Annotated in this window: 11 protein-coding genes; 7 read left to right on the forward strand and 4 right to left on the reverse strand. The window is 45.0% G+C overall.

Features of this window, described 5'->3' with window-relative positions; genetic code table 11:
• Positions 1 to 286: 286 nt before the first annotated feature.
• A complete protein-coding gene (locus JMX91_RS01225) occupies positions 287 to 1,693 on the forward strand; it encodes a nucleobase:cation symporter-2 family protein (protein WP_201547326.1) in 1,407 nt (468 codons plus the stop codon).
• A gap of 142 nt (positions 1,694 to 1,835) precedes the next feature.
• On the opposite strand, the gene JMX91_RS01230 is transcribed toward JMX91_RS01225, so the two are convergent.
• On the reverse strand, positions 1,836 to 2,501 hold the full coding sequence (locus tag JMX91_RS01230) for a TetR family transcriptional regulator C-terminal domain-containing protein (RefSeq protein ID WP_102092158.1): 666 nt from the start codon (positions 2,499 to 2,501) through the stop codon (positions 1,836 to 1,838).
• A gap of 523 nt (positions 2,502 to 3,024) precedes the next feature.
• On the opposite strand from JMX91_RS01230, the gene uraD reads away from it, so the two are divergent.
• From uraD to JMX91_RS01260, 6 genes are all read left to right on the forward strand, one after another.
• The gene (gene uraD, locus JMX91_RS01235) at positions 3,025 to 3,558 is read left to right on the forward strand and encodes a 2-oxo-4-hydroxy-4-carboxy-5-ureidoimidazoline decarboxylase (protein ID WP_201547327.1); all 534 of its coding nucleotides are present in this window, start codon (positions 3,025 to 3,027) and stop codon (positions 3,556 to 3,558) included.
• Positions 3,559 to 3,623: 65 nt separating this feature from the next.
• On the forward strand, positions 3,624 to 3,992 hold the full coding sequence (uraH, locus tag JMX91_RS01240; RefSeq protein ID WP_201547328.1) for a hydroxyisourate hydrolase: 369 nt from the start codon (positions 3,624 to 3,626) through the stop codon (positions 3,990 to 3,992).
• Positions 3,993 to 4,103: 111 nt separating this feature from the next.
• Positions 4,104 to 5,471: a urate hydroxylase PuuD gene (locus JMX91_RS01245; RefSeq protein ID WP_201547329.1), complete on the forward strand. Its 1,368-nt coding sequence runs from the start codon at positions 4,104 to 4,106 to the stop codon at positions 5,469 to 5,471.
• An 81-nt stretch (positions 5,472 to 5,552) separates the two neighbouring features.
• The gene (gene puuE, locus JMX91_RS01250) at positions 5,553 to 6,533 is read left to right on the forward strand and encodes an allantoinase PuuE (RefSeq protein ID WP_201547330.1); all 981 of its coding nucleotides are present in this window, start codon (positions 5,553 to 5,555) and stop codon (positions 6,531 to 6,533) included.
• Positions 6,534 to 6,653: 120 nt separating this feature from the next.
• Positions 6,654 to 7,784, forward strand: a complete 1,131-nt coding sequence (alc, locus tag JMX91_RS01255; protein ID WP_201547331.1) for an allantoicase — start codon at positions 6,654 to 6,656, stop codon at positions 7,782 to 7,784.
• Positions 7,784 to 8,314, forward strand: coding sequence for an ureidoglycolate lyase (locus JMX91_RS01260; RefSeq protein WP_201547332.1), 531 nt, complete (start codon positions 7,784 to 7,786; stop codon positions 8,312 to 8,314). The genes alc and JMX91_RS01260 overlap by 1 nt, the downstream gene beginning before the upstream one ends.
• A gap of 92 nt (positions 8,315 to 8,406) precedes the next feature.
• Here JMX91_RS01260 and guaD read toward each other — a convergent pair whose 3' ends face one another.
• The 3 genes from guaD to xdhB form a co-directional block, all read right to left on the reverse strand.
• The gene (guaD, locus tag JMX91_RS01265) at positions 8,407 to 9,813 is read right to left on the reverse strand and encodes a guanine deaminase (RefSeq protein WP_201547333.1); all 1,407 of its coding nucleotides are present in this window, start codon (positions 9,811 to 9,813) and stop codon (positions 8,407 to 8,409) included.
• 118 nt (positions 9,814 to 9,931) lie between these two features.
• Positions 9,932 to 11,002 carry an XdhC family protein gene (locus tag JMX91_RS01270; RefSeq protein WP_201547334.1) on the reverse strand — a complete coding sequence of 357 codons (1,071 nt, stop codon included), beginning with the start codon at positions 11,000 to 11,002 and terminating at the stop codon, positions 9,932 to 9,934.
• Positions 10,965 to 13,538 (reverse strand): xanthine dehydrogenase molybdopterin binding subunit, encoded by a 2,574-nt coding sequence (gene xdhB, locus JMX91_RS01275; RefSeq protein ID WP_201547335.1) that lies wholly within the window; start codon positions 13,536 to 13,538, stop codon positions 10,965 to 10,967. The genes JMX91_RS01270 and xdhB overlap by 38 nt, the downstream gene beginning before the upstream one ends.
• Positions 13,539 to 13,554: the final 16 nt, after the last annotated feature.

Genomic DNA, 13,554 nt, shown 5'->3' on the forward strand with positions numbered 1-13,554 from the left:
TAACAAGGCTGTAAACGCACTAGTACCAAAAAAAACATTGCAATGACTTGTATTTTACCTATACCCTAAATAGACCTGACTAATTGGTCAGGTTGTTCAAATATTAGCCAACATATATTAGTTATTTTCATTGTTTATCTTACAGACGGATGCGTACCCCTATTGTTTACATCGATAAAAAAAACCAGTCAAAGATTGGGTTAAAAATTTGATCTCGTGATCTACCACATTGTCTGATATCTACAGGCAAGCGGGTACTAAGCAGTTATTTTAGGAGGAAACCACCATGAGTGAAAACGTTCCAGCGAATACCGATTTACTGTATAGACTGCATGACCGTCCCACCCCCATTAAAGCATTTTTAGGTGCTATACAGCACGTACTTGCAGCGTTTGTAGGTATCATCACACCCTCTCTTATCATAGGTGGCACATTAGGTTTAGGAGAGCATATTCCCTACCTTCTCAGTATGTCATTGATAGTATCTGGCGTTGCAACCTTTATTCAGACCCGTAAAGTAGGTCCTGTTGGCTCTGGTCTTATGGCATTACAAGGCACCAGCTTTGGATTTTTGGCAGCAGTATTGACGGCAGGGTTTGTGGTAAAAAATCGCGGTGGTGGTCCAGAAGAGATTTTATCAGTTATCTTTGGTGTGTCATTTCTCGGTGCGTTTGTTGAGATATTTTTGAGTCAATTTATAACCAAACTCAAATCTTTTATGAGCCCCATTGTTACAGGCTGCGTGATTGTCACGATTGGTTTGTCATTAACTAAAGTAGGTCTGACTGACTTAGCAGGCGGGTTTGGTGCTGAAGATTTTGGTAGTATTCCGAACTTACTTTTGGGCGGTGGTGTGCTGGCAAGTGTCGTACTGATTAGCATCATCAATAATAAAGTCATTCGCTCAAGCGCCATCTTTATCGGCTTGATACTCGGGCTTATCGCTGCCGTATTTATGGGCCGTATTGATTTTTCTCTGGTTTCTGAAGCGGCTTTTTTTACGGTTCCAATCCCATTTAAATATGGCTTTGGTTTTGATTGGCAGGCCTTTATTCCCATTGCCTTTATGTACATCATTACCAGTATTGAGACTTCAGGCGATTTGACGGCGACCTCAATGATATCAGGTGAACCGATCAAAGGCCCTCTTTATGAGAAACGCATCAAAGGCGGTGTACTAGGAGATGGTGTTAACTCTCTGATTGCGGCGGTATTCAATACCTTCCCTGTGACGACCTTTAGCCAAAACAATGGTGTGATCCAAATGACGGGTATTGCCAGTCGCTACGTGGGTTTCTATGTGGGCGGCATTCTATGCCTGATGGGGCTATTCCCTGTCCTTGGTGCTATTTTTACGCAGTTACCGAAGCCTGTTGTTGGCGGCGTCACGCTACTGATGTTTGCGACGGTAGCGACTGCTGGTATTCGTATCTTATCTACCGTGCAATTTACGCATCGTAATGTCTTAATCATTGCCACCTCGCTAGGTCTGGCAACGGGTATCGCCTTTGTCCCTGATGTACTGTCACAAACGCCCCAGTTCTTTCAGAATATCTTTGGCTCAGCGGTAACGATGGCAGGGATTGTGGCCATCACCCTTGATATGATTTTACCTCAAAACTATGGCATCGAGTTTGATACCAAAGCACAGCATGCAAAAGACAAATTAGAACCAACGCAAGAAGTCGCTTAATGCTAAACACAAGCTAGGGCTGAACATATCGAAGTGTTTCGCCGTAAACGAGGTGCACAGAAAAATAGAAATAATCTGTGCACTTCGCTGATTAAGCACCTGACTTATTAAATAGGCACCCTGTCAAATAGGTACCTTGTCATTATTCAAGGCCACAGCCTTTTAAAATAAAAGGCACCAGAAAGTCTGCCGCACGTGCTTCATCTGCTGCGTCATACGCCGTCTTATCCATTAATCCAACGATTTCAATCTCGAATTCAGCATAACGTTGGGTAGTCGCCCAAATCAAAATCAGTAGTTGTAGAGGATCAGTAATCCCAATTTTGCCTTGCTTGTGCCACTCTTTCATTACCTGTGCTTTATCGTGTACCCACTCCTTCATCGTAGTGGACATAAATTCATGCAAATGCGGTGCACCGCCGATAACTTCAATCGCAAACAATTTATGGCGACTTGGATTGACAAAGGCTTGATGTAGCTTGGTACGGACGAATTTTTCGATGACTGTTTTTGGGTCGCTATCTACTGTAATGGTTACCAAACCTTCGTTCCATTCTTGAATGATCGAACGCAGCACTGCCATGTAGAGATTCTTTTTGTTTTTAAAGTAGTAGTGAACATTGGCTTTAGGCAAGCCTGCTCTATCGGCAATACCCTGCATCGTAGCGCCGCGATAGCTTTGGAGCACAAACTCTTCTTCAGCTGCCGCTAAGATAAGCGCTTGGTTCTGTGCGCGAATGGCTTGTTGGCTACGGTGCGAGGGCGTATCAGTCACTGAGGTTTCTTCCTTTTGATTATTTTGAGTCATAGCAGTGGTATCTCACTTTAAGAGACAGGTTCGACAAAATAGTCGCTATATTTTGCTGTGTATTCTTGTATAAATACATAGATTTGATCAGCATAACCTGTTAAATAAAAATATTTCACATAAAACAGTTGACCAATTAGTCAGGTTTTAGCAAAATGGGAACTGTAAATCAATTACGCCGTCATTAATCACTTCTTGCCATACGTTTTGGACGGCTAAAATATCAGTGTTTCCTTAGCAAATCTGTTTCATATTGTCAGTTCACTATAACTTGAAATTATGCAAAGCGTATATAAGCGCTAAAGGTCTGACTACGAACACATAGATTACTGGCTTTTGTTTTCAAGCCAATTAATAGCTGCTAGCTTAATCAAATCATCTATGAAGCTGAAGCAACCGCTACTTATCAAAATTACTGCTTGTACCTATAAGTTTATGCAAATAATCATAAGGTATAAACCTCTATCAAACATTTATCGCCCAATACAGATAACGGGCTACCCTATTAGAAAAGGATGTCATCGTGAGCTTAACCTTAGCGCAATTCAACGACCTATCACAAGAAGTCGCCATCGCTCAGCTATTGACTTGCTGCACCAGTAAAAGCTGGGCCTATAAACTTGCAGTCGCCCGCCCTTTTGCAGACTTTGATGTACTGTTAGCAAGTAGCGACGCTATCTGGGACAAAGTACAAAACGATGAGGCTAGCCTATTAGAAGCGTTTGATGGGCATCCGCAAATCGGTAACGTGGCATCTCTAAAAGAAAAATACCGCAACACACAAAGTAGCGCTGCACACGAACAATCAGGCGCTAACGATGCAGCAGATGAGGTGCTCGAAGCACTTGCCAAAGGCAATCGAGACTATCTCGATAAATTTGGTTTTATTTTTATTGTCTTTGCGACGGGCAAAAGCGCACAGCAAATGCTGGATCTGTTATTAGCACGTCTACCTAATGATCGTGCTATTGAATTAGCTAACGCAGCCGCTGAACAGAATAAAATTACGCGTCTACGTTTAACTAAATTGCTAGGTAATGCTGAGACAAGCAAATAGTAGTCGCAGAGTTAGACTAGCATTTTCACCCGATTTATATTTTTCACGGATACAAAGGAAGCATTATGTCTGCCACCCTATCATCACATATTTTAGACACTCATCTTGGCAAACCTGCCGCTGATGTCGCCGTTACCTTACACCGCGTACAAGACAACGGTGCAGCCACATTACTAGCGCATGGTACAACCAATAGCGATGGCCGTGTCACACCAGACGCTTGGCAGTTTGATACAGCTATCGATAGCACAGAGCGTCAGCTAGATACCGGACGCTATACCGTAACGTTCGATACTCAGTCTTATTTTGATGCTCAGCAGCTGATAGCATTTTATCCGCAAGTGGTTATCGACTTTGTGGTAAACGATGCCAGTCATTATCACGTGCCACTTCTGCTTAGTGCGCACGGTTATAGTACCTATCGCGGATCGTAGCTCTAGCGTTGTTTAGCTCTCTGCTTGGTTATTAGCTTACAAGAAATACTATCAAAAGAAATTACCAAGACATTTTATTAAGACACTGTCATATTAAAGGACATTTATTACATGGGCGCCTATCTTCTCGAATGGTTGAGTTTATTTTTCCGCTGGTTTCATGTTATCGCTGGGGTAGCATGGATTGGTGCATCGTTTTATTTTGTGTGGCTAGATCTAAGCCTACGCAAACCGCCACAGTGGAAAACAGACAAAGGCATTTCGGGTGATCTTTGGGCCGTTCATGGCGGCGGATTTTATGAAATTGCCAAATACAAACTCGAACCAGAAGAGATGCCAAAGACGCTACATTGGTTTAAGTGGGAAGCTTATACCACTTGGCTGACGGGTGCGGCGATGATGTCTATCGTCTATTATGCCAATGCAACTGCCTACCTGATTGACCCAAGCAAAGTGCCGTTTACTAGTATCGGTGCCATTGCTACCAGCTTGCTTTTCTTGTTTGGCAGTTACTTCATTTATGAAGTTATCGTACGCAGTCATTTGGGTAAAAACGCTTTTATCTTTAGTACGCTGATTTTTATCTTGCTGGTCATCGCGAGCTGGGGTTCTTATCAGCTGTTTAGTGATCGCGCTTCGTTTATTCATATCGGTGCCATCTTGGGCACGGTGATGGTAGGTAACGTATTCTTCGGTATTATGCCGGCTCAGCGTGCGCTCGTTGATTGTGTGCGGCGCGGCGAAAAACCGGGTAAAGAAGTGGCTGAGTTGGCATTACAAGCCAAAAATCGCTCACTGATGAATAACTATTTTACCCTACCGCTCATTTTTACCATGATCAGCAACCATTACCCAATGATGTATGCTCATGAGAAAGGCTGGTTGGTATTGGTCTTCGTCGGTATCATTACCGCGACTGCCCGTCATTACTTTAACCAAAAGCATTTGGGTCATAAAAAACCTCGTTACTTGGTTATTCCAGCCGTATTAACTGTATTATTAATTATTTGGATGCGACCTGAGCCGATTGAGCCATTGCCTGCAATGCCTGCTACTGCCTCCGTAGCACCTACAACGACTGATAGCACCCCCACAGCTACAAGCGCGACTACTGGCTCAAACACTGATACTGTTGCTAACGCTAATAACAGTTCTAATAGTAATGCTACTAACAGTGCTAATAACCGTATTAGCACTGATGCAGCTACTGCTAAAGTCATACCCGTGAGCGCGTCAGCAGATGACGCCATGATGGATGTCGTACATACGCGCTGTAGCACCTGTCATGCGGTGCAGCCGACACAGCAAGGCTTCGCCGCACCGCCAGCAGGAATCATTTTGCAGACACCAGAAGACTTAAAAATTCATAAAGCGAAAATCGTCACTGCGGTACAGACTGGCTATATGCCGCTTGGTAATATTACTCAGTTGACGGATGCCGAGCGCCAAAAGCTCGTGGCCTATGCGTCATCACTTTAATTTGTGATAAAAAATAACTGTCCTTTACGAGCAATATTTAAATAAATATCTAAGGCTCTAAGCGATATAGGAACATAAATAATGAGCAAAAAAATTACCAGTGACTTTGATCTGAGCACATATCCCCGCGACCTAAAAGGCTATGCTGGCAATCCACCAAAAGCAAAATGGCCAAGTGGCGCAAAAATCGCCGTACAGTTTGTATTAAATATCGAAGAAGGTGCAGAAAATAGCGTCATCCATGGCGATGGTCAATCAGAGCGTTTTTTGTCTGATATTTTGGGCACACCAGAATTTAACAACCGTCACCAGTCTATTGAGTCTGCATTCGAATACGGTAGCCGTGTCGGTGTGTGGCGTGTATTAGATGTCTTTAAAGATTATGGTATTCCTATCACCACGTTTACCTGTGCCGCCGCTGCTGAAAAAACACCGCATATTATCGAGCGTGTACTAGAAGACGGTCATGAGATTGCCAGTCATGGTTTACGCTGGATTACTTATCAGGATATGTACCGTGAGACGGAGCGTGAACACATTCGCTGCGCCACCCAGATATTTAAACGTATGCTAGGCGGACAACCTCTCGGCTGGTATACAGGACGCGATAGTCCAAATACTCGTGAACTGGTCGCCGAGCAAGGCGGCTATACCTATGACTCTGACTCGTACGGTGATGAGTTACCGTATTGGCTCAATGTAAAGGTCCAAGATGGCAATATGATCACACGTAAACCGCATTTGGTCATACCTTATAGCCTCGAGACCAATGACATGCGTTTTTCTTCTAGCCCGGGATTCACTCATGCTGAACCATTTTATCAGTATCTCAAAGACAGCTTTGATACCTTATACGAGGAAGGCGCACACACCCCTAAAATGCTGACCATCGGCTTGCATTGTCGCATTATTGGACGTGCAGGGCGCATAAAAGCGCTAAAGCAGTTTTTGCAATATATCACCAATAAGCCCGACGTATGGATATGCCGCCGTGATGATATCGCCAAGCACTGGTACGAAAACCATCCTGCCACGTCAGACAATACTGCCAACTGGATGTAAGCTTAGGCTATCGTTCTAGTACTCATTCTACTTAGCTAAGCAAATGCGAATTGGCATAGATGAATAAATAAGATAGCACCCACACTATCAACACACACCATTATTAAAAAAGGAATCATTGTGAGTCAAAATACTTCAGAAGTTGGACAAATTATCTCCGCAAATAATCTACCTGATACCTTGCCAGCATTTACCAAAAAATCAAACGTCGCTGACAGTCGCTTGGGGGCAAAATCACTATTCGCCACCGATGATTTTTTTGCGGATAAAAGCCGTATTCTAAATCCTGATGCACCTATCTTTATCGTGGGTAAGTTCGATAACAACGGTAAGTGGATGGACGGCTGGGAAACTCGTCGCAAGCGCCACTTGGGTTACGATTATTTAGTTATCCAGCTTGCTCGCCCAACCAAAATTTCTGGTCTCGATATTGATACCAGTCACTTTACGGGTAATTTCCCATCTTCCGCTAGCGTCGATGCCTTGTACGCGCCAGAGCTACTGCATCAAGATGAAGCTGAACTTACAAGTCTAAGCAAAGAAGATTGGGACAATAAAAATTGGCAGGCACTAGTGAGTATGACCCCATTGCAAGGTCACAACCATGAGCTTATCGAGATTAATAATGAGCAAACGGTAACCCATATTCGTTTAAACATTTATCCAGATGGCGGCGTTGCCCGACTACGTATCTATGGTGATATCCAACTTGATGCCAGCCTAAATACACAAGGTGAGACACTTGACTTGGCAGGTGCATTAAATGGTGGTCGTGCCATTGCCAGTAACGATGCGCACTTTGGTGCGGCTAGTAATTTACTACTACCAACTAAAGCGCCTAACATGGGTGATGGTTGGGAGACTCGTCGTCGCCGTGAGCCAGGCAATGACTGGTGCATTATCGCGCTAGGTCAAGCAGGTATCGTTGACGCTATCGAGATAGATACTGCCCATTTTAAAGGCAATTACCCTGATAAAGTCTCGATCCAAGCCGTCTACTCACCAAATACACCAGAGCAAACTTTAGTGACTCAGAGTATGTTTTGGGATACCTTGCTTGAGCCGCAAAAAACCAATGCTGACGACGTTCATCACTTTGGTAAAGACAAGCTGCAACTTGATAAACCCATCACTCATATTCGGGTCAATATCTTCCCAGATGGTGGTATCAGCCGTGTACGCGTGTATGGCAAAATTGCTAAGGCTAATATTGACACTGGTACTGATGTTGATAGTAAAGAGGCTAAATAATGAGTGTAACTTTAACAGCTAAGCCTTTAACCAAGCCAAACTTTGCCCCTTACGGCTCGGTTATCGAGCGCTATAGTGATAATGAGCAAACGGCTGACAATACTTATGAGATCAATAACGGCTATGCGGTTCGTCATCATGCGCTTGCCGAAAGTAAGCTCGTCGGTGGCTCAGTTGGCATGAGTATCTTTCGAGCCAAGAAACGTGAGAACCCTATTGCACTCTCGGTCATGGAATATCATCCGCTTGGAACACAGGCATTTGTATCTATGGAAGGCCAAGATTATATTGTCGTCGTCGCAAAAGCTGGTGTGCCGCCGCAGTCGCCTGATGACTTAGTGGTGTTTTATGCGAAATCTAACCAAGGTGTACAGTACAATGCTAATGTCTGGCATCACCCTCTACTCGCGCTTGGACGTGACAGTGATTTCTTAGTTATTGATCGTATCAATGGCGAGGGTAATAATTGTCATGAGGTTGATATCACGGATTGGCATGTGTCTATTGAGTTAGAAGATGAATGCAACTAAGCTGTCATTAAGCACAAATCAATCTGATAAAAGCCCTGCTTATGTTTAACATAAACAGGGCTTTTTCGTTATTCATATTTTTCGCTAATTTATTAAGCAGTAGATTTACGATAGCGACTCACGCCTGCGACGACTGTCTGATCAATTACTCTATCATCGCCTAGCATCATTAGTACAAACAACTGCTCTTCCAGTGTCTTGGTCTGCGCCATACGCCGCTCAAGCAATGCCGTTGCACCCATATCGATGACCACAAAATCCGCTTCTTTATCTGGCATAAAGTTACCGATTTTATTGTCCAATAATAGCGACTGGGCATTACCCAAAGTAATTTGATATAGCCCTTGATGAGCGGATAACTGATTGCTTTGTAGTTGTTGGATTTTATACGCTTCTGACAGAGTCGTCAGCATCGACAGACTTGTCCCTGCTCCAACGTCAGTGGCGATACTGACACCGGTATAACTTAACGTCTTGGGTAAATCGAATAGACCGCTACCCAAAAACAGGTTGGACGTCGGACAGTGTGATATCTGCGTACCAGTCGCACGCAGACGCTCATACTCAGATATTTCAAGGTGAATACCATGTGCCAAGGTGGTGCGTCGACCCAGTAAACCCATCGTATCATAGACATCGAGATAGCCTTTATGAGTGGGATACAGTTGTTTCACAAAGGCAATCTCATCATGATTTTCTGCAAGATGCGTCTGCAGATAGACACTCTCGTAACTGGCATACAACTCACCTGCCATTTGTAGTTGCTTGGGTGTCGAAGTAATAGCAAAGCGCGGGGTAATCGCTACATGTTGGCGGCCGCGATCATGCCAATTATCAATGATGTTTTGGGTATCTCGAATGCCCTGCTCAGTAGGCACACACAAATTATCGGGCGCATTTTGATCCATCAGCACATTGCCTGTGATCATACGGGTATTGAGCCGATTACTTTCCGTAAAAAATGCGTTCACTGATTCAGGGTGACTGGTAGAAAATACCATGGCGCTCGTTGTACCATTTGCCAGCAGTTGATTTAAAAAGAACTGCGCCGTATCATGCGCCACTTTTGGATCGCCAAAATTGGCCTCAGTGACGAAAGTATAATTGTTAAGCCAGTCAAGTAATTGCTCACCGTAAGCAGCAATCATATCTATTTGCGGATAATGTACATGAGTATCGATAAAGCCTGGCATGATCAATTTATCGCGATAGTCATGCACCTTGATTACTAACTGTCCTGCTTGCTCAGAGGTATTAATATATTTCGCTAATATTGTCTCATTATGACCATACTCTACAATGCACCCTGTCACATCATCTACGACAAGCGCACCATCAGCGATATATTCAGGATAAACTTGTACACCTTCAATCACTGGTAGCAACGTAATGTCTCGTTCCACAGCTAATGTCTGTGAATGATCAGAGGTTGTACGCTCAGTACGATCGCTTTCGGTCAAATAGTGCAGCAGTCGAGCTTGATAGATACGTATAGTCATTTGGTGGTCTCACAATGGCGTAGTGGTACTGAGCGTTTTGATAAATAGTACTAAACGTTTTGGTAATTTGATTAGAAATAACTATGCTATAACAGGGTTATATTGAGTTCATAAAAGATTAGCGTTCAGCCTGATGATACTGCTGTAAGAGCTGTGCCACGATAGACACTGCCACCGCCATTGGCTCTTTACCGCCAACTTGCAGTCCAATGGGCATGACGAGCTGATTCACTAATAACTCGCTATAACCACGCTGAATAAGCCGATCTCTGAAGCGCTTGGCTTTGGTTGCCGAGGCAATGCAGCCGATATAAGGTGCTGAGATGTCTGAGCGCTTATCATCAGCTGAGCTACTATCAGAGATAGTATCTAGTGCCGCCCGTACCAGTTCAAAGTCAACGCTATGATCATGGGTCATAACCAGAATAAAGCGCTTGCCACCCTGCTCTATAAATGGATGCACAAAATCTACAGGCTCATCATCAATATGCGGACGAATATGCGCTGGTAATTTATAAGCTGGAGATTGGTTTGTTACTGAGTGCTGTTCTAAACTTTGATGAGACGTACATACCTGACCAGATTTATGAGCACTCAACTGGTCAGTGCTAGGTTTATCAGTCAGATAGCGCTCAAACATCTCTGGGCGACTGTCTACCCAATCTACCTGACACGGCAGCTCAGCAAGAATAGTCATGAGTGCTGATGCCACATGCCCTGCTCCGAACACCAATATTGACATTGGCGGCGTCACATTAAAGCATTCAAACATAACGGTAACGCTACCACCGCAGCATTGGGCCAATTTCGCACCTAGCGGGTAGTGCTTAGTATAGACCGCATCACGGCGTACCGCTTTAGATGGTGCAGACGTGCTTTCACTATTAACTTCAGCAACTTTTGGTTTGACTTCTTTTGATACCGTGGCGGCTATCTCACCGTTTAGTAGTTGACGTGCGGTATTGACCACATCATGCTCTAAACCGCCACCGCCCAGCGTATCTACGATACCATCCTGCGTGACGATCATCTTTGCCTGTAGCGCACGTGGGGCTGAGCCATTCACAGCCACCACTGTCGCCAACACATGAGCGGTGCCTTGCTGCTGATATCGCGCCAAACCTTCATACCAGACGACTGGTGGTGATAACTCATTCACTGTGCGCAGGACCTCTTGCCCCTGCGACATTTGGATGCTCTATCGCCTCTGGCTGCTCATCGGTCTGTTTGCCCTCTACTTCTTTTGGATCGATATCTTTAGCATGGCGCACATCTTGTGGCATTACTTTGTCGTTATAGAGATCGCCCTTTTCTTCTACGCCTTTGGCAAGACTATCCATTGTATTTTTATCTACATTGGTCTCTAGATTCCATGAGGTACCTTCCATACGCATCACTGCCTTTAGTACTGCTTCTGGCGTTGCAGGCATGGTCAGTTCTGGATTCTTTTGATAATTACCGAGACTAGCCACTGCATTATTGAGCGCGCACCAAACACTGGCTGCCAACATAAATGGCGGTTCACCAACGGCTTTAGAATTATAGATAGTTTGTTCTTCGTTTTTGCGGTCGTATAACTTGACATTCCACTGCTTTGGCAAGTCATGCGCAGTTGGAATCTTATAGTTGGCAGGACTGTCAGATGCAAGCTTCCCTTTATCATTCCAGATCAGCTCTTCTGCTGTGAGCCAGCCCATACCTTGCACAAAGCCCCCTTCAATCTGGCCAATATCAATGGCAGGGTTGATCGATTGTCCTGCATCATGCAGCACATCACAGCGTAGTACTTGGTACTCGCCTGTCAACGTATCAATTTCAACCTCAGCACAGGCAGCGCCCAAGGCAAAGTAAAAGAACGGACGTCCCCATGCTTTAGAGCGATCATAAAATATCTTAGGCGTTTTATAGTAGCCAGTAGACGACAGACTGATACGGTTCTGGTACGACAGTTGAATCATTTCAGCAAAAGTCAGTGTTTCTTTATCACCGATATAGACATGATTCTGTTCAAATCTGATGTCTTCTTGTGCCACCTCAAAATGCTCAGCGGCAAATTCAAGTATGCGAGCTTTAATGCTTAAACAAGCATTTTGAGCTGCCTTACCATTAATATCTGTCCCTGATGACGCTGCCGTTGGTGAAGTATTTGGCACTTTATCCGTACGGGTCGCTGATACTTTAACTGTGTCCAAATCCACAGCGAACTCATTGGCGACAATCTGGGCGATTTTGATATATAACCCTTGCCCCATCTCCGTACCGCCGTGATTGAGATGGATACTGCCATCGGTATAAATGTGTACCAGCGCACCTGCCTGATTGAGCGTTTGCACGGTAAATGAGATGCCGAATTTTACTGGTGTTAGAGCGATGCCTAAGCGTTTGTCACTGCCTTCAGCGGCAGCTTTTTGATTGGTTTCTAGGATTTGCTGACGGCGCTTGTCGTAATCGCAATCCGCTGCCAGTTTGGTCATGATGGTGGCCAAATCAAAATGCTCAATGGTCTGACCGTAATGGGTGCTTTGACCATCTTGATACAAGTTTGCTAGGCGCACCTGCAAAGGATCTTGACCTAAGGTATAGGCAATGTGATCCATCATATATTCAGCCGTCATCAAACCTTGCGGACCACCAAACCCGCGATAGGCGGTATTGGATACGGTATGCGTCTTGCAGCGATGACCTGCTACATGGGCCGCTGGATAATAGTAAGCATTATCACAATGGAACATCGCTCTATCGACGATGGCATCAGACAAATCTGGCGCATAACCGCACAGACCAGCCAATTGCATATCGACGCCCAATATACGCCCAGATTCATCCAAGCCAATCTCATAACGATTGGCAAACTCATGGCGTTTACCGGTCACCACCATGTCATCTTGACGGTCTAGACGCATACTGACAGGAACGTTATGGCGCTTGGCGACGATGCCGCACAGACAGGCCCATGCCGCCGCTTGCGTTTCTTTACCACCAAAGCCGCCGCCCATACGGCGCACCACGGTATTGACCGCATGAAAGGGCAAATCCGTCACTTCAGCGACGAGCTGCTGTACTTCGCTTGGATGCTGTGACGACGTATACACTTCTAGCCCGCCATCGTCACAAGGCACTACATACGACACTTGCCCTTCAAGATAAAAGTGCTCTTGCCCGCGCATATGAATATGACCTTCAATACGAATCGGTGCATTCTCAAGCGCAGTCGCGGCGTCACCACGCTTCATAAAATGACTCGGACGCACAAAAAACTCTTGCTCTAACGCCTTATCAATACTAAGTACTGCTGGCAATGGCTCATACTCCACCACTGCCTTAGTAGCCGCTTTTTTGGCAGCGCGATGACTGTTCCCCACCACCACAAATAGCGTCTGACCCACATATTCTGTAATATCGTCCACCATCAGTGGCTCACCATCAAATACCGCACCGATATCCGTCTGCGCAGGCAAGTCTTTAAAACTTAGGACGTCTACTACCCCATCAGCCTCTCTGACAGCGCTCAGATCCATACTCAATACCCGTGCATGGGCGTGACTGCTTTTACCCACTGCCAGATATAGCGTGCCTTGTGGTTTGGCAATATCATCCACATAAGTCGCCGTCCCCATCACATGGGTGATCGCACTGTCGTGTTTGGCTGACGTGCCGATCTTGTTTTTTGGCGGACGCACGCGGCGGATACTATAACTGTCAAATAAAGACGAATGATGGCTCATAGCAAATCTCTTCTAT

Origin of the sequence: Psychrobacter sp. Pi2-1, from assembly GCF_904846645.1 — a bacterium.
GTDB lineage: Bacteria > Pseudomonadota > Gammaproteobacteria > Pseudomonadales > Moraxellaceae > Psychrobacter.

Excerpts from the sequence above, each read along its gene's own strand:
- puuE (WP_201547330.1), top strand. The coding sequence starts at position 5,553 with ATGAGCAAAAAAATTACCAGTGACTTTGATCTGAGCACATATCCCCGC.
- JMX91_RS01225 (WP_201547326.1), top strand. The coding sequence starts at position 287 with ATGAGTGAAAACGTTCCAGCGAATACCGATTTACTGTATAGACTGCAT.
- xdhB (WP_201547335.1), bottom strand. The coding sequence starts at position 13,538 with ATGAGCCATCATTCGTCTTTATTTGACAGTTATAGTATCCGCCGCGTG.
- JMX91_RS01270 (WP_201547334.1), bottom strand. The coding sequence starts at position 11,002 with ATGTCGCAGGGGCAAGAGGTCCTGCGCACAGTGAATGAGTTATCACCA.
- JMX91_RS01260 (WP_201547332.1), top strand. The coding sequence starts at position 7,784 with ATGAGTGTAACTTTAACAGCTAAGCCTTTAACCAAGCCAAACTTTGCC.
- guaD (WP_201547333.1), bottom strand. The coding sequence starts at position 9,813 with ATGACTATACGTATCTATCAAGCTCGACTGCTGCACTATTTGACCGAA.
- uraH (WP_201547328.1), top strand. The coding sequence starts at position 3,624 with ATGTCTGCCACCCTATCATCACATATTTTAGACACTCATCTTGGCAAA.
- JMX91_RS01245 (WP_201547329.1), top strand. The coding sequence starts at position 4,104 with ATGGGCGCCTATCTTCTCGAATGGTTGAGTTTATTTTTCCGCTGGTTT.
- JMX91_RS01230 (WP_102092158.1), bottom strand. The coding sequence starts at position 2,501 with ATGACTCAAAATAATCAAAAGGAAGAAACCTCAGTGACTGATACGCCC.